Origin of the sequence: Algoriphagus machipongonensis (assembly GCF_000166275.1) — a bacterium.
GTDB classification, from domain to species: Bacteria; Bacteroidota; Bacteroidia; order Cytophagales; family Cyclobacteriaceae; genus Algoriphagus; species Algoriphagus machipongonensis.
This window is the reverse complement of the sequence record NZ_CM001023.1, coordinates 2,220,134-2,242,133: the sequence shown is the minus strand read 5'-3', so window position 1 is coordinate 2,242,133 and position 22,000 is coordinate 2,220,134. Positions and strand designations below refer to the sequence as shown.

Here is a 22,000-nt window from a genome sequence, read left to right as displayed (position 1 = left end):
TTATATAGTGGAAATTCCGGTTAGTTTTTTAGCATATATTACCCTAGTTACATTTAAAGAGATAACTGTGAAAGAATTTATGAAAGCTGCACCAAGAATTCCAAATTTTTTAATAAATATATAATTTAGTAAAATATTAAGAATCATATAAAAGACAGTTATATTTCTGTTAAATTTTTCATGGCCTGTCATAGTAAGAATTTGTCCAGCGGCTCCAGTCCCTATATTAAACAGTTGACCAAAGCTCAGAATTAATAAAATAATATAAGCTGCTTGAAACTCATCTCCCCATAAACTCAAGATTAAGTTACCAAAAAATATAAATATTACAATTGATACTAAACCACAAATTAAAAGAACTCTAGTGACTTTCTTTACCATTTGTTCTGTTTCCATTATGCTACCATTGAAATAAAGAGCTGCAATTTTAGGCCCAACAGAGGAATTAGTAATTTGAAGAAAAAAACTTGTCAATAATGCAATTTTTATAGCAATTCCATATAATCCTATGTCAGAAGTGCTAGCAAAAATACCTAAAATAATAACATCCGAATTAGAAATAATAATCGTTGAAACAGACGATAAAAACAAAGGAAGTGAATCGCGAAATAAAGTTATAGATTTTCTCTCCCATTTAGATTTGAAAGTAAAAAGTGAAGACCAATACATAGAGACCGTAATTGTCACGCCAATCCTACCAATTACATATATTACTGCAACTATATTTACAGTAATTTCAAGTCCAATAAAGTATAGAAGAAAAAGAAAAAGTCCAGTAATAGCAATGCTTAATGTTTGCTCAACTAGATTACTTTGCCAAATCTTTCTGTACCCTATTAACCCAGAAGACAAAAGTCTTGACATAACTTGAGGAGTTAATCCTACTAGAAAAATCATTAGAGGTATAGTAAGCCTAGGTTCATGAAAAACATCATTGGATAGCCAAGGTGATATAATGATAAATATTGAAGATAAAAGTAGTGTAACAACGCCGTTTAATATATATGCCGAATGCATAATATTTCCAATTGATTGAAAATCTTCATGTTCTTTAGCAATAGCGATATTTTTAACTATTAGTTGACGTACACCAAGAAGACAAACAATTATTAATATATTAATAACTCTTTCCGCTAAATTAATTATTCCATAACCATCAGGGCCTAAAATTCTACCAAGAGCAATACTAACTAACATACCTATTAAAACCCCACCCACCTTCACAAATAATGAAGTAATAGATTTTGTCATTACTTCAAGCGTATGAATATCTAACTTATTGATATTCAAAGTAATTTTACTCAAGTATTTCATCAGAATACTCTTAATCCTGCTCAAGAAAAGTGACAATGAACCAACTATTTAACAATTTTTCTTTATTATACTGTAAGACAACTCTCTCAGGCCATTTCATCACTACGCCATTCATAGCTTGAATAACTCCATGCGCAGCTGCGGTATCCCACTCCATAGTAGGGGCAAAACGAGGATAGATTTGTGCTTTACCTTCCGCTACAAGTAAAAATTTTAAGGATGATCCCATAGAGATTACTTCCACTCCTGGGTACTGATCGATAAACTCCTGAGTCTCGGGGCTTAAATGTGATCTACTTGCAACTATAGTCTTAACTTCAGATGACTCCTGCTTCTTTAATTGAAAAGCCTCATTAAGCCCTTCTTCCTTCCAGGCCCCTTGTTCACTATTACCCCAATACAACCATTCCAATACTGGAGCATATACTACTCCCAAAATAGGTTTCCTTTGATGTATCAAAGCAATATTAACAGTAAACTCTCCATTCTGTTTAATAAACTCTTTGGTTCCATCTAAAGGGTCTACCATCCAGAAGTATTCCCAATCTTTTCTAACTTCATAAGGAATGTCTTTTCCTTCTTCAGATAAAATTGGAAGATTTGTTTTTTCAAGAAAGCTTACAATTACTTCGTTCGCTGCTTTGTCTGCTTTCGTCAAGGGTGAATTATCCCCTTTTATTTCCACTCCGAAATCTGCAGAGTTGTATATTTCAAGGATGGCTTTCCCAGCGGCAAGGGAAGCTTCTTTAGCAAGAGAAGTTAGTTCTTTTATGTTGATCATTTTTCATTTACCACCAAGTGCACAAAGCGCACTAAGTTTATTTTTAAAGGATTATTCTCTTAATCCCGTTTCTTAATAGTTTGACATTGAAATTGACTAACGAGCCTAATTTCAATTTAGATAATTTTAGATAGGTAAGGACTTGAGCTATATGAATTGGATTTAATTCATCAACTGCTTTTAATTCCACGATGACCGTTTCCTCGACTAACAAATCAATTCTATATCCAGCGTCCAACTCAATATTCTCATATTGAACCGGAAGAGCTACTTGTTTCCTTACTTTTAAACCCATTTTTTGTAATTCATGGACAAGGCAAACTTCGTAAGCACTTTCTAATAATCCTGGACCTAAAGTTTTATGGACTTTAAAGCAAGCATCTAAAACATTTTTAAATATTTGCTCTGTTTGATTATCCAACATAAAAAACTCCTTGGTGTCCTTCGTGCTCTTTGTGGTTCAGTAACCTCAAATAATCATTCCAGCACCAACTGTCTCATTCGTATTTGGGTCGATAAGTATGATAGAGCCCGTCATTCTGTTTTTTCTATAAGAATCAAAGAATACTGGTTGAGCAGTTCTAATGGAAACTCTAGCGATGTCATTCATGCCAATTTCAGAGATATCTTCAATTCTATGTAGTGTATTCACATCAACTTTATATTGAATATCTTTTACCATAGCCTGGCATTCCTTAGTGGTATGCTTCAAGATTACTTTTGTCCTACTTTGTAAAGCTTTTTGATTCATCCAGCATACCATCACCTCTAAATCCTGTTCTACTTTTGGTTGATTATTAGGTCTTACGATCATATCTCCTCTGGAAATATCAATCTCATCTTCCAAAGTCATAGTCACTGACATAGGAGCATAAGCTTCTTCTATAGCCTCTCCATTCAATTCAATGGATTTGATCTTGCTGGAGAATCCTGATGGTAACACCTTAACTTCATCACCTGGCTTAAAAATTCCTCCATCTATTCTACCTGCATATCCTCTGAAATCTTGGAATTCATGTGTATGAGGTCGAATAACCATTTGAACTGGAAACCTGCAATCTATATGATTGAAATCAGACGCGATATGAACATGCTCCAAATGGTATAACAAGGTAGATCCCTCAAACCAAGGCATATTCTCTGAGCGCTCCACTACATTATCTCCTTTAAGAGCAGAAATAGGGACAAACTGCACGTCTTTAATATCTAATTTGGAAGAAAAGGCTTCGTAATCAGAAACAATATTATTGTAAACCTCTTCTGAATAATCCACCAAATCCATTTTGTTTACACAAACTACTACATGTGGTATTTTCAATAAGGAAGCAATAAAGGAATGTCTATACGTTTGTTCTAATAAACCTTTTCTTGCATCCACTAATATGATTGCAAGGTTAGCTGTACTTGCTCCTGTTACCATATTTCGGGTATATTGAGTATGCCCTGGAGTATCAGCAATAATAAATTTTCTTTTTGGCGTAGCAAAATACCTATAAGCCACATCAATGGTAATTCCTTGCTCTCTTTCAGACTTTAAACCATCAGTTAATAGAGAAAGGTCTACATAGTCAAATCCTTTCTTTTCAGAGGAGGTTTTAACTGCCTCAATTTGATCTTCGAAAATGGATTTGGAATCGAAAAGTAATCTTCCAATTAATGTACTTTTTCCATCATCAACGGAACCGGCAGTAGTGAATCTTAATAATTGATTATTTTCTTGTATAGACATTTTATATAAAATCTTTTTTTTGAACGTCACTGCGAGGCGAGGTACGAGCCGTGGCAGTCTTAAATTTTCCGAGATTGCTTCGTCGTCATTCCTCCTTCTCGCAATGACGGTAATAATTCATCATCTTGATACTTGATACCAAGTACTAGATACTATTTAAAAATACCCCGCTTTCTTTCTATCCTCCATAGCTGTCTCCCCTCGTTTGTCATCCGCCCTAGTACCACGTTCAGTAGTCCTTGTTGCAGCAACTTCCTCAATAATTAAATCCAATGTATTTGCTTCAGAAAGCACTGCTCCAGTAATAGGCATATCTCCACAGGTTCTGTAACGAACAATTAATTTTTGAATTTCCTCTCCTTCTTTTAAAGGCAGGTAATCTGACTTAGCCAAAATCACCTCATCCCTTACCACACATTCTCTTTCATGTGAAAAATAAAGAGAAGGTAAAGCAATATTTTCTTCTTTGATATATTGCCAAACATCCATTTCTGTCCAGTTTGAAATAGGGAAAACTCGGAAATGTTCACCATGATGCTTTCTTCCGTTAAAGAGATTCCAAAGTTCTGGTCTCTGGTTTTTAGGATCCCATTGGCCGAATTCATCTCTATGGGAGAAGAATCGTTCCTTAGCTCTTGCTTTCTCCTCATCTCTTCTCGCTCCCCCCATAGCAGCATCTATCTTAAGCTCCTCGAGCGTATCCAATAAAGTGACCGTTTGAAGCGCATTTCTACTGGCATTTACACCTGTTTCTTCTCTTACTCTGCCTTTGTCAATGCTATCTTGCACAGAGCCCACGACTAATTGAACTCCTAATTCTTTAACCAAGGCATCTCTAAATTCGAGAGTCTCAGGAAAATTATGTCCTGTATCTATATGAATTAATGGAAATGGAATTTTTGCCGGATAAAATGCCTTTTTGGCAAGGTGAGCCAGGAGAATGCTATCTTTTCCTCCTGAAAATAATAGAGCCGGCTTCTCAAACTGAGAAACAACTTCACGGATGATGAAAATAGCCTCAGCTTCCAGTTCTTTTAAATGTGATAAATAGTATTGTCCCATTGTTTTTTCTGGATTGTGAATTAATGGCAAATGTTTGCCGAAATAGTTTTGATTACTTTTTGAACAGAATCTTTCAATTCTTCTTGATCTGAATGCACATGGACTGCAGGATCTAAAGGCTTTTCATACGGGGAGTCAATGCCTGTAAAATTTTTAATAATTCCTTTTCTGGCTTTTGCATAAAGCCCTTTGACATCTCTTTGTTCACAAACTTCTATTGGACAATCCACAAAAACTTCAAGAAAATTTTCTTTCCCCACTAATTCAGCAATCATTTCTCTCTCCTCTCTGAAGGGTGAAATAAATGCGGATACTACCAAAAGCCCAGCATCCATCATCAATTTGGATACCTCCGCGATTCTTCGAATATTTTCAATACGATCTGAATCAGAAAAGCCAAGGTCCTTGTTTAGTCCAGTTCTTATATTATCTCCATCGAGCAAATAAGTCATGTATCCATCTTCAAAAAGTTGGACTTCTACTGCATTTGCCAAAGTTGATTTTCCCGAACCAGATAAACCAGTAAACCAAATCAATTTGGGTTGTTGCTTCAAGCGCTCTTTTCTCTGCTTTCCTGAAATTTTAAATACTGTAGGATGTATATGGTTTTCCATCTTAGAAATAATATAAATATATAAAACTGATCACTACACTGGAGTAGATGAAGGTTAATGGTAAGCCTATTCTTGTATAATCAGAGAATTTATAGTTCCCTGGTCCTAGTACCATCAGGTTCGTCTGGTACCCAATAGGTGTCATAAAATCTGCGGATGCTGCAAAAGCAATAGTGATAAAATAAGGAGTTATACTTTCTCCAAACCCCAAGCCCATCTCATATGCCACTGGAAACATAATAGATACTGCTGCAGCATTGGTAATCAAAGCTGTTAAGCCTAAAGTCAGTAAAAACAAAATACTAATTGCACCAATTGGACTCAAATTTTCAAATATGCCAGAGATCTGCTGAACCAAAAATGTAGCCGAACCTGATTTTTGAATAGCCACCCCCACCGCCAAAGCAGAAACTAAAATTATTAAGAGATCCACGTCTATAGCAGATTTTATTTGGTTCAAGTTAATGACTTTAGATAGGGTCATTATTAATATGCCAATGAAGGCTGCCAAAAATAAATCTACTACTCCAAAAATACCAAAAAGCAACACCACTATAGAAATGATACTTGGTAGAGTCTTTTTAAAAGAAAGCTCCGATTGAACTTCTCCTGATTTAGAAAGCACAATCAAATCTCGACTAGAAATTACTTTGGAAAAATCTTTGGAACACAGAAGTAATAATAAATCACCTTCTTTCAGTTGTATTTCACCTAGATTTTCTTTTACTTTTTCTCCTTTTCTATAAACAGAAATTACTGAGGCCTTGTATCGGTCTCTAAAGCCCAATTCTTTTAGAGATACCCCTACTAGATCACTTCCAGATGGTATTACAGCCTCTGTCATAGCTGAAAATCCATTACTGACTAGATGAGAAGTATCAGGAAGTTCCAAGCCATTATTGTCATTGATTAAATCCAGAATAGACTGGGTATTTCCTGCAAAGAAAAGAACATCTTCCGAATGAATAATTCTATCTGAAGAAACTGCTGTGATACTTCTTTCCCCTCTTTTGATTTCTACCAAAAACAAATCCTTTAAATGCCTCAAGCCAGCCTCCTCAATTGTTTTTCCTATCAAAGTGGAACTTGGATTCACCTTGGTTTCCACCAAATATTCATTGAGATGTTCCAACAAGCTCTCTTTTCGGGTAGTCGTATTTGGTAACATTTTTTCAGAGAAAAAAGCCAAATAGATTAAACCTAAGAATGTGACCATTCCTCCCAAAAACAAGAAGTCAGAGTAAATCAGAGAAGGAAGCCCTGATTGCACTATCAGACCATTCAAAACCAAGTTTGTTGAAGTACCAACAATGGTAATCATCCCTCCCAATATGGTTGCGAAAGAAAGTGGAATCAAAAATTTGGATGCCGAATACCCATTGCTTTCAGACCAATTCTTTACATAAGGAATCATAAATGCCACCACGGGAGTATTGTTTAGCATACTGGACAAACCCGAAACAGTTAACATCATTCGCAAACGGAATTGAAAAGGAGAAAGGGTCTTTTTAAATAAAGTGTAAAAAAAACCTTTGCCAAGATTTTGCTGTATTCCTGAAGTTAAAATGATCAATAAAAAAATTAAGATAATCTGCTTATTACCTAAACCCAAAAGAAAATCCTCAATTGAAATTATCTTAAAAATCACAAAAGAGAAAACTATTATGACAAAAGCTAATGATGGCTTTAGCCAGTTTTTATAAAGGGTCAAAACTAGTCCAATAACCAATCCTAACGTTATAAGAATCTGAGTTGTCAATTTTTACTCAGCCTGTCTAAAAACTTCATGACCGCCTTCGACCAAATGCAAATCCTTTTGCTTGAATTTAATATCTGATATCATCATATCTTTAACTAATCCTGCCAGATCGTATTTAGGTTCCCAGCCTAATTGGGTTTTGGATTTTGTAGGGTCGCCTAGAAGAAGATCTACTTCGGTTGGGCGGAAGTAGGTGGGGTCAACCTTGACCAGTACCTGTCCAAGGAGTTTGGAAAGTGGAAAAGTTGGAAGGTTGGAAGGTTGACCTGTAGCGGCAAAATATTTCTCCTCATCGACTGATTCTAAAATCCCGACCTCATTCACTCCTTCTCCTTCCCAGCGGATTTTGAAACCTACATGTGCAAAAGACATCTGAACAAAATCACGAACTTTGGTTGTTTTTCCGGTCGCTATCACAAAATCCTCAGGCTTTTCTTGTTGCAAAATCAACCACATGGCATTTACATAGTCTTTTGCATGACCCCAATCTCTTAATGCTTCCAGATTACCTAAATAGAGGCAATCCTGCATTCCCAAGGCTATAGCTGAAGCGGCCATTGTAATCTTTCTTGTCACAAATGTCTCCCCTCTTCTTGGCGATTCATGGTTAAATAGAATTCCATTACAAGCAAACATATTATAAGCCTCTCTGTAATTCTTAGTAATCCAGTAGGCATAGATTTTTGCAGCTCCATAGGGTGATCTAGGATAGAATGGAGAGCTTTCATCATAAAAGCCTGCCGCATTTTTATTCTCAGGCATTCCCCCATATAACTCAGAAGTAGAAGCCTGATAGATTCTTGTTTTCTTTTCTAAACCCAAAATTCGAACAGCTTCGAGAATTCTTAAAGTACCAATTCCATCTACATTAGCTACATACTCAGGGGAATCAAATGACACCTTTACATGGGACATGGCCCCTAAATTGTAAATTTCATCTGGCTGAACTTCCTGGATTATTCGAATGATGTTTGTGGAATCTGTTAAATCCCCATAGTGAAGTTTTAATTTGACCAAATCTTCATGCTGATCCTGATACAAATGATCAATCCTCTGCGTATTAAAAGAAGAGGCTCTACGCTTAATCCCATGCACCATATATCCTTTCTCCAAAAGAAGCTCAGCTAAGTATGAGCCATCCTGTCCGGTGATGCCGGTGATGAGTGCAGTTTTCATATTTTATGTTTTAGAAATGTATCCTTATTAAGGATTGCCATTTTTAGTTTTCTTTTAAAGCTGAAAGGGTCAAGGTGAAAGCATTTAGGTGGAAGGCATGAGCTGAAAGGGTTAGAGTGAAAGGACTTTGAGCTTTTTCCCTTGAGCTAATGAACTTCTTTCCCCTATAAATTTTCTAATAGGATTAGCTGGAAGGTCAAAGGCTCAAATTGAAAGAAATTCCAAATTTTTGGCCCCTGTTTTCAACTAAAATTATTATTGTCTCTTTATTTTTTTAGTAGTTGAATGGTTTGAGCTCAAAGTTGTAAAAGAGCATAGTATTTTAACAAAACTTAGTGATAATTTGAATATTCGCTAAAGACTTTTAAGAACCTTTTTTTTTAAGAAATTTCTAACCTGAACATATTGCTTTGGCGCTAGTAATTTTAAATAAGTATCAACAGTACTTTTGAATCCAACTATCTTCCCTTCATGAAAAGTCTTGAAATGAATAAATTCCCTCATATTCAATCCTTTAATACTATGGGCAATTTTCCATCTCTTGCCCAACTTAAGTTGAGAATTTGCCCAATCTTCACCTTGATTGTATTCACATTCTCCTAAATATTCTTCAGTCAAATAGCAGTTAAACCCTGCTTTCTGTGCCCTCAATCCATAATCAAAATCTCCCAGGTTTTGTGTATATGCGGTAGAAAGAACTCCTATTTTTTGGACAATTTCCTTAGGAACTAAAACGAAATTTCCATTGATAAATTTCAATTTTTGAAGCTTACCATTAGGGAAAATGGGGCTAGGGTCTCCATGTCCTCCGTAGGTATATTTTTTCGTAAGAGGATCACAACAAGCCGCAGAGATAATTCCTGGTTTCTCTAGTATAGAATAAGAGTTAACTATTGAAGTTATGGCACCTTTGTATAAAAAAGTATCATCATTGAGCCATAAAAAGAAATCAAATGATCCATTTTCAAGAGCCTTTTCCCACGCTAACCTCATCCCCCCATTCCAATACAAATTTCCTGTACCTGAAATTAAGTGCACCATTGGAAATTCTTGATTAACCATTTCTGAAGTTCCATCACTACTTCCATCGTCACAAAGGAAAACATCCATACTAGCTCTTTCAGGAAGCTCCTGTTCAAAAAGATTTTGAAGACATTTTTTTGTCTTCTCTTTTCGATTATGGCATGTAATTAATACGGCTAGTTTCAAGACTAAATAATAATATATGTTTTTAGATTTCACCTTTCAGTCGAAATGACCATGAGTTTCAATTTGATTATTTCTTTTAATACTCTGGTTAGAAAAAATGACTATTGCTTTATTTTAAATAGGTCAAAGGGTTAAGCTGATAAGGTCAAGACGGAAGGAGCTTTGAGCTTCTACCTTTGAGCTTCCTGCTTTCACCTTTAAGCTTCCACCTTTGAGCTCAAATTATATTTTCACCTGTTTGAATGTCTCCTGATTCTCCAAGAACCACTCATAGGTTCTCTTAATTCCTTCTTCTAAACCCACTTTGGCTTTCCAGCCTGCAGATTCCATTTTTGAGACATCCATTAATTTTCTATGAGTACCATCTGGTTTACTGGAATCCCATATAATTTCACCGGTATGACCTACAGTTTTCTGGATAAGCTCTGCCAATTCTTTGATAGTTAAATCCACTCCAGTTCCAATATTGTATAAATTATCCTGAAACTTATTTTCCAATGCAAAGACAACAGCATCAGCTAAATCCTCAACAAACAAGAATTCCCTCATCGGAGTACCAGACCCCCATAAGGTAACTGGCAAATCCTTTTCACCTGCTTCGACTCCGCTCAGCATAGACAAAAATGAGCGTTTCGATTGGTGGAATTTTCGAATCATCGCAGGCAATACATGGGAGGTATTTAAATCAAAATTATCGTAAGGACCATATAAATTGGTAGGCATCAATGAAATATAGTCTTTTCCAAATTGTTTACGGATTGACTCACAAGCCTTTACACCCGTGATCTTTGCTACCGCATACCACTCATTTGTAGGTTCCAATGACCCTGTCAAAAGATACTCTTCTTTCAATGGTTGTGGAGCCATCTTTGGATAAATACAAGAGGAACCAAGAAAAATAAATTTTTGAGCATCAGCTTTCAGAGAAGAATCAATGAGATTATTCTGAATCTGCATATTTTCCATCAAAAACTGATAAGGGTAATTATTATTAGCAAGGATTCCTCCTACTCTTGCCGCAGCATCAATAACTACTTCTGGTTTTTCTCTTTCAAAAAATTCGGCAACTGCTTTCTGATTCCTAAGGTCCAACTCTCCTGAGGTTTTTCCAATCAAATTGGTATAGCCCTTTCCATCCAAAGCCCTCCAGACGGCGGAGCCTACCATGCCGCGATGGCCAGCGACGTAAATTTTAGTGTTTTTTGTCACGTTATATAAATTGATCCTAATTTAAAATTTAATGAAAGGAGAAAAATGAAAAGGTAGAAGGTCAAAGGTGAAAGGTAAAAGGTGATAGGTCAAAGGTTGAGAAAGGTCAAATGGCTAAGGTCGTTTTATAAGGTTCTAGCGATTGCCTTTATTAGACCTTTGAGCATGGATGCTATTTCAATTCCCATCTTTTCTAGTTTTTCTAAAACTTCCTTTGTTATCCACTTTCTCTTCTCAAACAGAGTTAAAATAGAAATAGATTCGTACAATGACCCTCTCGCGATATACAGAAATCGTATATACTCCTTCTTTGACTCTCTGCCTTTTCCCTCTGCAATGTTTGAAGAAATGGAAACAGAACTTGCTTCTATTTGCTCTACCAGTCTGTAATGTTTGAAGGATGAATTTAAGTTTTCTACTAGATCTAGAATGATATCCGCAAAATCAATTGACATTTGCCAAACTTTAAGCTCTTTAAATGCAAAATCACTATCCATTACTTTCTGATTCTTAATCCAAATTTTAGCTATTTCCTTTCACCTTCGAGCTTTCAGCTTTTTTTCTAACACACCGAACCTTTAACTTTTTAACAATTAACGTTAAGAAACTATTTGTGGCTTTTCCTTCTCCAACCTCTCAAAAACCTTCTTTACATCCTGGGCATTGTCTTTTTTGAGAACAAGGATAGCATCTGAGGTGTGAACCAAAATGGTATTCTTTAAGCCAGTAAACTCGGTATGGATGTCTGTACCTATGACCATATTTCCTTTGGAATCAATACTATGACCTTGTTTTTTAAAGTAATCGTAAATGGATTCAAATGAACCCATATCAGACCAAGAGAAATAGGAAGGTACTACCTTGATTTTTTTGGTTCTTTCCATTACCGCATAATCCACAGAAATGGAAGGTATCTGCATGGATAAATCAAGATCCAAGAATCCATCTTTAGATTTATCAAATACTAACTTGGATTTCTCATAAACCTCAGGTTCAAAAGCTTTCAACTCTTCTAAAAAGACTCCTGCTTGAAAGCAGAACATCCCAGAATTCCAATAAAAGTTTCCTGCTTTGATAAATGCTTCTGCTGTTTCTTTATTTGGTTTCTCTCGAAAGCTCTTTACTTCCTCTCCTTCAGCCTCAATGTACCCAAAACCAGTCTCAGGTTTTTTGGCATTTAATCCAAAAGTAACAATGAATCCATTTTTGGCAAGCTCAATGGCTCTTTTAATAGCCTTTTTATATTCTGCTCCCGATTCAATCAAATGATCAGAAGGAGTAACAAACAAGATATCCTCAGGATTGGCTTGAAAAGCTGCAAATGCTATTGCAGCTGCTGTATTTCTAGGACAAGCTTCTATTATTTCCTTGTATTGCTCAATTTCAGATGATTCTAAATCCTTTCTGGATAATTCAAAATTTTCACAATTGCCAACTACCAAAATCTCATCGCAAAATTCTGAATTTCGCTTTGCTGTTTTTTGAAACAGCGTATTTCCATCAAAAATAGGTAAATATTGCTTTGGCCTTGACTTTCTAGATAGAGGCCATAACCTTGAACCAACTCCTCCTGAGAGAATTACATTAATTTTTTTCAAAACTTTAAACTAAAAAACTTTAAATTTCAAACTCTATTTACAGCTTCGCCCTTTCAGTCCCAGTTTGTAAAATTTGAATCGGATTTTATTGTGCGAAACACATTCCAATCCCATTTCTTGTGGAACTTAGCTTAGAAAATCAGCTTCATCGATTTCGATGAACATTTTGGGTTAGTTGTTAAAAAAACGGCCTTTTTATTAGGAAAAAGGCAATTATATCTCAAAGATAAGTAAAGTGAGTAGTTTTTGTACTCATTTTTTATCCTATTTTTAAACGGAATTTTTATATACTTAAAACTGCATTTGATGTTTTAATAGGTGATTGCTGTTTACCGTTTAAATCAAAAAGGCAACCAATTTTTAAATCATTGGGAACCTGATATTTGGAGAAACTAACCTGCATCAGAACTGTGAAAGGCTGAAACATGTTGTGGAATTTGTAAACAAGAAAAGATGTAGAATTTATGATATCAGATGATTGATTTAGATCTAACTTTAATCCTCCCTCCCCTGCAACCTGGCCCCTCACTAAATTTGTCCACTGGACAAATTCTTAACCTTCGGTCCTCCCTTACCCCCTTTTTAAGGGGGAGTTGATTTGAATTCAAAACAAAATCCTTATTTCAGATTTCTGAATTTAGACTTCTTACTTCACTTTCAGACTTCTGAATTCATACTTCTCACTTCAAGTCTTATTTTAATTTCAGGCTTCTCACTTCATCTTTCCCACTTCCCATATAGTACTTCGTCTTTCGTACTTCGTATTTCAATCAGTTTTTTCTTCTCAACGCCCTTTTCCACCATGGCAACTGAACTTCTTCCTCATGATATCCATAAGAATTTCCTCCGTATCCATAGCCATAACCGTAGCCATAACCGTAGCCATAGCCCTTATCTATATGGACATCATTTAGAATTCCATAGATTTTGCTTACTCCGCCTTTTTCTACCAGGTTATTCAAAATTTGAGTATTTCCTTTCATGGAATAACCTTGACGGAATACGTAGAAACTAATATCTGCCAAGGCAAATAATTCTTTTGTTTCTGAAACCAATCCAACTGGAGGACAGTCAAAAACTATGACATCATAGGCCTCTTTAATCTCATCAACTATTGTGGTAAACTTCTCTTGGAGTAAAAGTTCAGCAGGGTTCGGGGGAATGGGGCCTGAAAGAATTACATCAAAATCTGGATGACCGGAGGTTTTCACAACGGATTGCCAAGGAGTATTGGAACTTAAACAGGTACTCATTCCCTTATCATTTGCCAAATCAAAGTCTTCTGCAATTTTCGGCTTTCTTAAATCCAGACCAATCAAAATGGTCTTCTTACCCATCAGAGCATAAACGGAAGCCATATTAATGGATACAAAAGTTTTACCTTCTCCGGAAATGGAGGAGGTAAAGAGTATGGTTAAGTTTTCCTTTTGCTGACTTAAGTAAGTCATATCTGCTCTAAGAGATCGGAAGGATTCGGTAACCGTGGACCTAGGATTATTTAACACAGGCAAGGCATCCTCCGAATTATTTCTTCCTACCATTCCGATTAATGGAACTTTAATTTGATTTTCCAGTTCCTTAGGATCTTCAATTTTAGTATTTAAAAAATCCTTGATAGTAATAAAGCCTATCGGTAATATTAACCCAAGTATCAGCCCAATCAACAAATTTAAAGAACGCTTCGGAGCTACGGGTTCTTGACCTGATTTAGCAAAGTCCAAAATGGCGTTCTTTGGCATATTGGATGCCTTAGTAATTTCAGCCTCTGCCTTTTTTTGTAAGAGATATATGTAAATATTCTCATTAATTGTAAACTGACGCTGATACCCTAATAAGTTTCTTTCAGTTTCCGGTAGGGAGTTCACATCCCGCTCAATCATGCGTATCTGATTATTCAGATCAGCAATTAAGTTATTGGTATTTGCAATTGCAGAAGTAACATTCTCTTTCAATGCTTTAGCTGTATTCTGCATGGTATTCGCATTCTCCCTCACTGCAGGAGACTGTTCTGTAAAATTGGAGGTAAGTCGAATCCGCTCTGCCTGAAGTTCACTCATTCTTTCAACCAATGAATTCAACAAAGGGTCTGTTACTCCAACGATGGAAGGAGCAACAATTTCACCTGCCTGATTATTTTCTAAATACTCACTTAAGGTTTGATAATATTTAAGGTTTATTTCTGTCTGGGCCTTTTCCTTTTCTAACTCTTGCAATCTCTCAAAAATTACAGACCCTTCTTCGGAAAGGTTAAACACCTTATTTTCAGTTCTATATTGTTGGAGTTTATTTTCAGAAAAGGTAAGAGAATCAGATATTCCAGAAAGTTGTTGGTTAATAAACTTCACAGTATTTTCGGAGGCAAGGTTTTTTTCCTCCAACTCTCTTTGAAGGTACATCTCCATCAATTTATTAATGTAATCCTCACCCAATTTTCTAACAGGTGTCTCTAAACTTAGTGAAAGGATAGATGCCTGTTTGTTAATTGGTGCTACTGCTAGTTCTTCTTTATATTTTAATGCCAAAGTAGGTGTGTCTGCCAAGCTGAATTGAAACACGTCCTCAGGCACGGCTGAGATAAGATCTACTTTAAATGAGAAAAAATCACCTTTTATTTGCTCTCCAAAGCTATAAACCGATTTTTCAAGAGTGATTTCCTCTTCTGGAAGAATCTTATAAAAAGGATCATCAGGATTATAGATTTTAAATTCATCATCCTCTATAGAAAGCTCAAAGGAGTTTTCGTCAATCACCTCCAACCTAAAGCCTCCTCCTACGAGCTGAGATTGATTCCAATCAACAGTTAGAACAATAGGAAGCTTTTGATAAATCTGATTAGTGGTAATAAAGCCTTCTTCATAATACTGAACATTCAGATTTAATTCCGATACAGCCTCTTCAGCTAGGGAAAAAGACTTTAGAATCCCAATTTCATTCTCAATATTGCTCTTACTTTGAAGACCGCTAAAACCTGCTGATTCAAATAAATCCATACCCAAGGCCGGTTCCTCATCCTCAACCAATACACTTGATTCAACTTTATAAATAGATGTTGAGTACCTGTTGAATCCAAAAGCCAAAAAAAGGCCTAAAACCATGGAGGCTAGAATTAAAGGCCAGTATTGCAAGTAGTTAAAGAGTAAAATCTTTAAATCTATTTCATCCTCCTTTTGCACCATAAATGGGTTTTGTCCTGAATTAGAAGGATTTGGAGTATTGGGGTACATAAAATCTTATTTGAGTAAATTAAGGATTAGAGCAACGGATGAGATACCGGCAAAAACTAATGCCAAGGTTTGTGCGGTATTTTCACCTGTACCAGTTTCACGAACCTTCATGGGCTCCACATAAATCTGATCATTGGGTTGGATAAAGTAAAAGGGTGATTGTACAATTTGCCTATCCAATAGATCAATTCTATGAATTCTTGTTCCTTCGGGATACTGACGAATCAGCAGAACATCACTTCTTTTTGCTACTGTAGTTAAATCACCTGCATTGGCAATGGCCTCAAAAATAGTCATTCTATCTTGTAATACTGTATATTTCCCAGGTCTTCTAAACTCTCCCAAAGCAGAGTATCGAACTCCACCAAGTTTTACTTTAACAAATAACTCTGATTTAACGTATTCTCTAAGTTTAGCTTCAATTTCAACTCTAGCTTCATCCAGTGTCAAATCTTCCACATTTACTTCTCCTACAATAGGAAGTCTCACATTGCCTTTTTGATCAACAGTGAAACCAGTCATATAGTAAATATCCCCTCCACTTTGAGCTGACACATTTCCCATTTGAGGATTCATTTGTGTTGGCTTATTATTAAAACCAAATTGCTCCATATCCTCAACAGTTTGGATATTAACATCTACAATATCATTGTATTGAAGTTTATATTCTGGGATTTCATAGGTAATTAACTCACCATCCTCTATAACTGGATTATCTTCCAAGTTTTGTAAGTAAATAATTTTCTCATTTGAGATACAGGATGCAGCAAAAACTAATGCTACTATTGGTAAAACCCTTAAAAGGAACCTCCGCATAAATATTATTTTTTGATATTCTTTGTCAAAAACTGGGCAAACTTAATCATTTTAACAGAAATGACCTTTAAAATTTACGAATTCAGAAAACTCCATTACTTCATCAGAAATAATCACTAAAATTCTAATAATTAATACAATAAAGATATTCCTTAAATTACACCACCTAAATTAAGACGTATACGACACATTAAACGTAGTTTATCTTGAAAAAAGGCCTTTATTTTTTATTTCAAGCCCAAAATACTTCGAGCCCTTTCTAAATCTTCCAAGGTATCAATGGCCACCGTATGATGCTTGGTTTCTACCATTCGGATTTTAACGCCATTTTCTAACAAACGTAATTGCTCTAACATTTCTAATGTCTCCAACTCACTTTTCTTCATCTGCGTAAAGCCCAATAAGGCTTTCCTCCTATAAGCATAGACCCCTATATGTTTCCAATAACTTAATCTCTTTATTTTATCCCGATTATAAGGAATAGCTGATCTAGAGAAATATAAAGCATCTCCTAAATGGTCCGTCACAACTTTTACGAAATTTGGGTTTTGGGCCTCATCCTCAGAAATCATTGTCTTAAGTGATGCTACTTCCACTCCAGTATTAGTAAACTCAGCAACTAAATCCGCTAATGAATCTTTATCCTGGAAAGGCTCATCTCCTTGAACATTTACGATAATATCAGAATGGACGGATTCTAAAGCTTCTGCAATTCTATCAGATCCACTCTCATGTTCTTTCTGCGAAAAAAAAACATTGCCTCCTAACTCCTTTATCTGGTTTGCAATTTCCTCATGATCTGTTACCACCCAAACTTCATCAAAAACACCTGTAGCTTGGGTACTTAAATAGGTCCTCTGGATGACAGATTTACCGCCTAAGTCTTGAACCAACTTAGCCGGCAATCTTGTGGAAGCATACCTAGCAGGAATTAAGGCTGCAATTTTCAAGTTATTTTTTGGTTTCAGTTTTCAGGGTGATTTTAATGCTTTCAATTATTTTACTCTCAGGATGTTTTTGAACTTCTTCCAGAGTCCAGAGTCCATCTTTTTGATTCGTTTTTTCTTTGAATCAAGATCTTCTCCATAGTAATTATACATGTACTTATTATTCTGCGAATATAAGTAAGTGTTACCATAGCCATAATTATACCCTTCGTAATGATATCCTGAATTAATTATACCATTAAAAACTCCGTAGACATTTTTCACTTGTTTATTATTGAACAAGTCATTGATCATAACCAAGTGATCCTTAACCGTATAGCTTTGTCTTACCACATAAAGATTGATATCAAAAAGGCGCATTAAATCAATCGTCTCAGACACTAAGCCCATCGGTGGGGTATCAAAAATAATTATATCGAAGCGTTCATCTAAAAAACTAAGCAAATCCTTAAGCCTCTGTGTTTGTAATAACTCCGCTGGATTGGGTGGAATAATTCCTGATGGAACAAAATACAAGTTATCATGCTGACTTTCAAACACTATTTCTTCAGCTTCTACTTTACCAATCAAATAGGTAGATAAACCAACTTTTTCTGAATGTCCAAAATATGAAGCCAATTTGGGTCTTCTCAAGTCACCTCCTACTACGACAGTTTTTTTGGAACCCAATGCCATTGCAGAGGCCAAGTTCAAAGAAGTAAATGTTTTCCCCTCTCCTGAAACGGAGGAAGTCACCAAGATCTTCTTTGTGTTTTTACCGCTGGCTAAATAAGAGATGGCCGAACGTAAAGACCTGAATGATTCTGCTACCGCTGATTTAGGGTGTTCTAAAACCACCTGATTCGTGCCTTTTTGACTATAGCCAATAATACCAAGCTGCGGGATCATGAAATTCTTTTTTAAATCTCTTTGATCCTTAATCGTATCGTCGAAAATATCTCTAACAACAATAAACCCGAAGGGTATTAAAAAGCCCAAAACGATAGCTAAACCATAATTCTGCTGTTTTTTGGGGAATATCAAGGTTCCTCTTTTGGCATAATCCAAAATAGAATTATCTGAAACATTGCTCGCCATGGCTATCCCCGCTTCCGCCCTCTTTTCCAACAGGTAAGTATATAGGGACTCTCTTAATTTAAATTCCCTAAATATTCCTGTGTACTGCGATTCTGATTCGGGTAAAGTTGCAAACTGAGAATCATAAAAATCTATGTCCTTTTGAATATTAGCTTTCTTCTGACGGGTATTAGCAATTAGATTAACCACATTCTCAAATAAGGCATCCTGTGCTTTTTCCATTTGAACGTCAATCTTTTCCACTTCAGGGTGGTTTTCATTGACAGTGGCAAGTAATTTCCGGCGGTCTTGGGATAAGGTGACCATGGTTTGAATTAAGCCATTCAACAAGGGATCGGGAACTCCAATAACAGATGGAGCAATCACATCGGAGAAATCCTTTCTCTTTTCCTCCATGTATCGCCGAATCTGCTCAAAATAATCCAGCTGATAATCTAGCTCGGCTTTCATCTCATCCAATGTATTCATCTTGGACAAAATGTTGGAAAATTCCGCAGACACATCGAGCATTTTATTATCTACCTTAAACTTTTGTAGCTCCTGCTCCTTGTTCTTCAAAGAATCTTCTAAGAACCCTAACTGCTCCTCAATAAATTTAATGGTGTTTTCCTGGATCCTATTTTTCTCATTAAGGTCATAATCGATATAAGAAGTCATCAAAGCATTGATGTAATCTCTCCCTTTTTCAACCACTTTAGTTTTGGTTCCTAACCTTAAAACAGAACTATATTCATTGGCTAAAGTTACGTCAATGGATCTCCCTAATTGTTCCTCCAATACTGCAGGGTTCCTAAGATTAAAAACTATTGATTCTCCAGCTCTCCCTGGATTGACAAGGAAAACAGTAAATTTGGATCTACTCGTTTCTACTTCTTCTCCAAAAGTAAAGGTCTTATCATAGATGGATTCATCTCCAGCTGCCATAGCCGAGTTAAAATCCATGAATCCTGAGTTCTCAGGAACAATCTTATAATTCTCTTCTGATAATATCTGTAATTCAGCGGGAGCATCAGTCACCTGTAAGTGATCCCAATCCACCTCTATGCGAATCGGAGACCTATCATACAATTCAATTGCTTTGATATTAGTCTTGGCATAATACTCCACATCAAAATGAACCTTTTTCAAAGCTTCATGCGCTAAATTTTTAGAACGCAGTCGAAGAATGTCATTTTCCAAATTGATTCCTGAAGAAAAAATATTTGACCTATCTAATATCCTGGCCTCTGGAGAGGTGTTGGTTTTGATGATCATGGAACCAGTTACCTCATATTCATCTACGGTATAACGATGAAACAAAAAAGTAAAAGAAAGAAATAGGGAAATGAACAAAATATACCAAGGCCAATAACGAATGTATTTGGCAACGACATACCTTATTTCTAAGGCTTTCTCTTCATTATCGAGTTGGCTTAAATCTAATTTCTCCATACACTCTTAATTCCCCGTGACCAAATTAATAATTAACAAAGTAGAAGCAAGTAAGCCTGCAAACAAAGCTAATGAAGCCGTTAAATTATCCGCTGTACCAATTTGTCTGATATTCATCGGTTCCATATACAAGATATCATTTGGTTGAATAAAATAAAAGGGGCTAGCAAGGATTGACCTATCGTTCAGATTAATTTGATGAATCTTTGTTCCTCCATCATACTGGCGAATGATAAACAGTTTGTTCTTTTTTCCCAAAATTGAAGTTTCACCAGAATTGGCCAATGCATCAAAAATGGTGGCTCTATTTTTATAGATAATCTTTACGCCTACACTATTAAATTCACCTAAAGTGGTATACCGTATTCCCGCAATCCTTAAGCGAACATAAACCTCCTCTTTAAAGAAGGTATTTATCTCATTTTGAACCTTATTCTTTGCATCCTCCTCTGTTAATCCAGCAATATTGATTTTGCCTAACATTGGTACTTCCACATTTCCTTCTTGGTCAATGCTATATCCTCTAAAATACAATGGATCGGAACCTTGGCCTCCGCCGCCGCCTCCTGCACCCATTCCACCGTTATTTCCAGATCCAGAATTCTGGAATGAAAATGCTTTAGTCAGTTCTTCATCAGAAGAAGCAAAACTGATTTCTACAATATCAAAGGGTTGTAAAATATATTCATAGTCAACTTCTGCATAGGGAATGAATTCATCCAATTCTATGGGCTCGTTATCCGGTAAATTCTGTAGGTAAGTAATCCTTTTATTGCTGATACAAGAGGTTACTATCAAAACCAACAATAAGAGCTGTAAAATTTTTCTCATATTTCTATTGAAAGAAAGTAATGTAAATATATGGAAAATGAATAAGTGGAAGTTCTATTTTCGAGTTATTCCAAAAACTTACTCAAAGAACAGAATTGAAACGAAAAATAGCCTTTATAAAAATCACCTTTTCTAAAAAACTTCTAAGTCTCCAAGTGACCAAGTCCAATCTATTTCCATAGGATCAATTGATTCTGCTACTTCTCTTAAAGTCACCATAGGTCCCGCTTTTAATATAGGTAATGAACCCAAAACTAACGCACTCTGATTTGGGTAAACTAAACCAGAAAAAGAGGTAAATCTAGCTCCGGATAATCTTTGCGCACTTTTAAGGGCTTTCTTTAACTCCGTTTTTTGTTTTCCCTCGAAGGTATTCAACGTAAATAAATCAACTATCCTAAGCTCTCTCCCCATTTTACCTTCTTTAATTCTATAAAATAATAGGTAAGAACTTTCATCCGAGATAAAATAATAGGGGAATAAAGGGCAATCTAGATACCTCCACTTCAAATACCCTTTCCTAATATTTGTTTGATGGGATTTACTTAAATCTTCTTTTTCAAGCTTGGATACCAATTGCTCTATTTTATTCCAAGAATCAGGCTGAAGGGGATGTTTGTTTTTCCCTGAAGTAAGATGGAAATCTAATTTCAAAGGTAACTTTCCCCATTTCATCCAGTCCATCTTCAGGTATCCCGGCATACTCTCAGCATTTGGAGTATTAAAGATTAAATCAATCCCTTCTTCTTTAATTTGATCTATTAAAGCTAAAGTGAGTTTATTAAAAATACCTCTTCCCTGAAAATCCGGGTGAACCGAAGTATCAACTGCCCTGCAAGCTTTGATCACTTGATCATGAAGCAGAAATTCCCATCTCAAAAACGCCCTCAGCCCTATAACCTCCCCATTTTCTTCAGCCACTAGAAATGGAGAAGCTCCAAAAGGGTTATTTATATGCTTCCATTTCCATAAATTTAATGACTTAGGAATCATTGACTCACCCAGTGATGCCTTTAACAAAGAAATGATCTGTGGCAGGTCTTTTTCGCACCCTTTTCTTATTTCCATAGAGTAAGTATAAGAAATTCATTTTCATTTTTGGTCGCATAGCCTGAATTCCAATTAGGCATAATCCGGTTTGATTAACACGCAATTAGCCCTCTTTTGATAAATCCTTGAATAATTATTCACATTAATCATTCGTTAAAATAGTTTAATGCCTC

At 35.8% G+C, this 22,000-nt stretch carries 18 protein-coding genes; all 18 read right to left on the bottom strand.

What is annotated here, in order from left to right:
* Positions 1-1,314, bottom strand: a complete 1,314-nt coding sequence (locus ALPR1_RS09415) for a flippase (RefSeq protein WP_008200206.1) — start codon at positions 1,312-1,314, stop codon at positions 1-3.
* Between the two features lie 10 nt (positions 1,315-1,324).
* Positions 1,325-2,095: a 3'(2'),5'-bisphosphate nucleotidase CysQ gene (gene cysQ, locus ALPR1_RS09410; protein ID WP_008200205.1), complete on the bottom strand. Its 771-nt coding sequence runs from the start codon at positions 2,093-2,095 to the stop codon at positions 1,325-1,327.
* A 43-nt stretch (positions 2,096-2,138) separates the two neighbouring features.
* Positions 2,139-2,519, bottom strand: coding sequence for a GxxExxY protein (locus ALPR1_RS09405; protein ID WP_008200204.1), 381 nt, complete (start codon positions 2,517-2,519; stop codon positions 2,139-2,141).
* A 45-nt stretch (positions 2,520-2,564) separates the two neighbouring features.
* A complete protein-coding gene (gene cysN, locus ALPR1_RS09400; RefSeq protein ID WP_008200203.1) occupies positions 2,565-3,824 on the bottom strand; it encodes a sulfate adenylyltransferase subunit CysN in 1,260 nt (419 codons plus the stop codon).
* A 156-nt stretch (positions 3,825-3,980) separates the two neighbouring features.
* A complete protein-coding gene (gene cysD / locus ALPR1_RS09395) occupies positions 3,981-4,886 on the bottom strand; it encodes a sulfate adenylyltransferase subunit CysD (protein ID WP_008200202.1) in 906 nt (301 codons plus the stop codon).
* Positions 4,887-4,906: 20 nt separating this feature from the next.
* Positions 4,907-5,500 (bottom strand): adenylyl-sulfate kinase, encoded by a 594-nt coding sequence (cysC, locus tag ALPR1_RS09390; protein ID WP_008200201.1) that lies wholly within the window; start codon positions 5,498-5,500, stop codon positions 4,907-4,909.
* 1 nt (position 5,501) lies between these two features.
* A complete protein-coding gene (locus ALPR1_RS09385) occupies positions 5,502-7,211 on the bottom strand; it encodes an SLC13 family permease (RefSeq protein WP_008200200.1) in 1,710 nt (569 codons plus the stop codon).
* Between the two features lie 51 nt (positions 7,212-7,262).
* Positions 7,263-8,435: a GDP-mannose 4,6-dehydratase gene (gmd, locus tag ALPR1_RS09380; protein WP_008200199.1), complete on the bottom strand. Its 1,173-nt coding sequence runs from the start codon at positions 8,433-8,435 to the stop codon at positions 7,263-7,265.
* A gap of 354 nt (positions 8,436-8,789) precedes the next feature.
* Positions 8,790-9,644 carry a glycosyltransferase family 2 protein gene (locus tag ALPR1_RS09375; RefSeq protein WP_161599227.1) on the bottom strand — a complete coding sequence of 285 codons (855 nt, stop codon included), beginning with the start codon at positions 9,642-9,644 and terminating at the stop codon, positions 8,790-8,792.
* Between the two features lie 222 nt (positions 9,645-9,866).
* Positions 9,867-10,853, bottom strand: a complete 987-nt coding sequence (locus ALPR1_RS09370; protein ID WP_008200195.1) for a GDP-L-fucose synthase family protein — start codon at positions 10,851-10,853, stop codon at positions 9,867-9,869.
* A gap of 125 nt (positions 10,854-10,978) precedes the next feature.
* Positions 10,979-11,350: a four helix bundle protein gene (locus ALPR1_RS09365; protein ID WP_008200194.1), complete on the bottom strand. Its 372-nt coding sequence runs from the start codon at positions 11,348-11,350 to the stop codon at positions 10,979-10,981.
* A gap of 102 nt (positions 11,351-11,452) precedes the next feature.
* Positions 11,453-12,451 carry a mannose-1-phosphate guanylyltransferase gene (locus ALPR1_RS09360; protein ID WP_008200193.1) on the bottom strand — a complete coding sequence of 333 codons (999 nt, stop codon included), beginning with the start codon at positions 12,449-12,451 and terminating at the stop codon, positions 11,453-11,455.
* Between the two features lie 770 nt (positions 12,452-13,221).
* A complete protein-coding gene (locus ALPR1_RS09350) occupies positions 13,222-15,675 on the bottom strand; it encodes a GumC family protein (protein ID WP_008200192.1) in 2,454 nt (817 codons plus the stop codon).
* A 6-nt stretch (positions 15,676-15,681) separates the two neighbouring features.
* Entirely contained in the window at positions 15,682-16,491 is an 810-nt protein-coding gene (locus ALPR1_RS09345; protein WP_008200191.1) for a polysaccharide biosynthesis/export family protein, read from the bottom strand.
* 227 nt (positions 16,492-16,718) lie between these two features.
* Positions 16,719-17,441, bottom strand: a complete 723-nt coding sequence (kdsB, locus tag ALPR1_RS09340; protein ID WP_008200190.1) for a 3-deoxy-manno-octulosonate cytidylyltransferase — start codon at positions 17,439-17,441, stop codon at positions 16,719-16,721.
* Positions 17,442-17,486: 45 nt separating this feature from the next.
* Positions 17,487-19,946, bottom strand: coding sequence for a GumC family protein (locus ALPR1_RS09335; RefSeq protein ID WP_008200189.1), 2,460 nt, complete (start codon positions 19,944-19,946; stop codon positions 17,487-17,489).
* A gap of 6 nt (positions 19,947-19,952) precedes the next feature.
* Positions 19,953-20,777 carry a polysaccharide biosynthesis/export family protein gene (locus ALPR1_RS09330; protein WP_008200187.1) on the bottom strand — a complete coding sequence of 275 codons (825 nt, stop codon included), beginning with the start codon at positions 20,775-20,777 and terminating at the stop codon, positions 19,953-19,955.
* 132 nt (positions 20,778-20,909) lie between these two features.
* Positions 20,910-21,845 carry a GNAT family N-acetyltransferase gene (locus tag ALPR1_RS20310; RefSeq protein ID WP_008200186.1) on the bottom strand — a complete coding sequence of 312 codons (936 nt, stop codon included), beginning with the start codon at positions 21,843-21,845 and terminating at the stop codon, positions 20,910-20,912.
* Between the last annotated feature and the right edge of the window lie 155 nt (positions 21,846-22,000).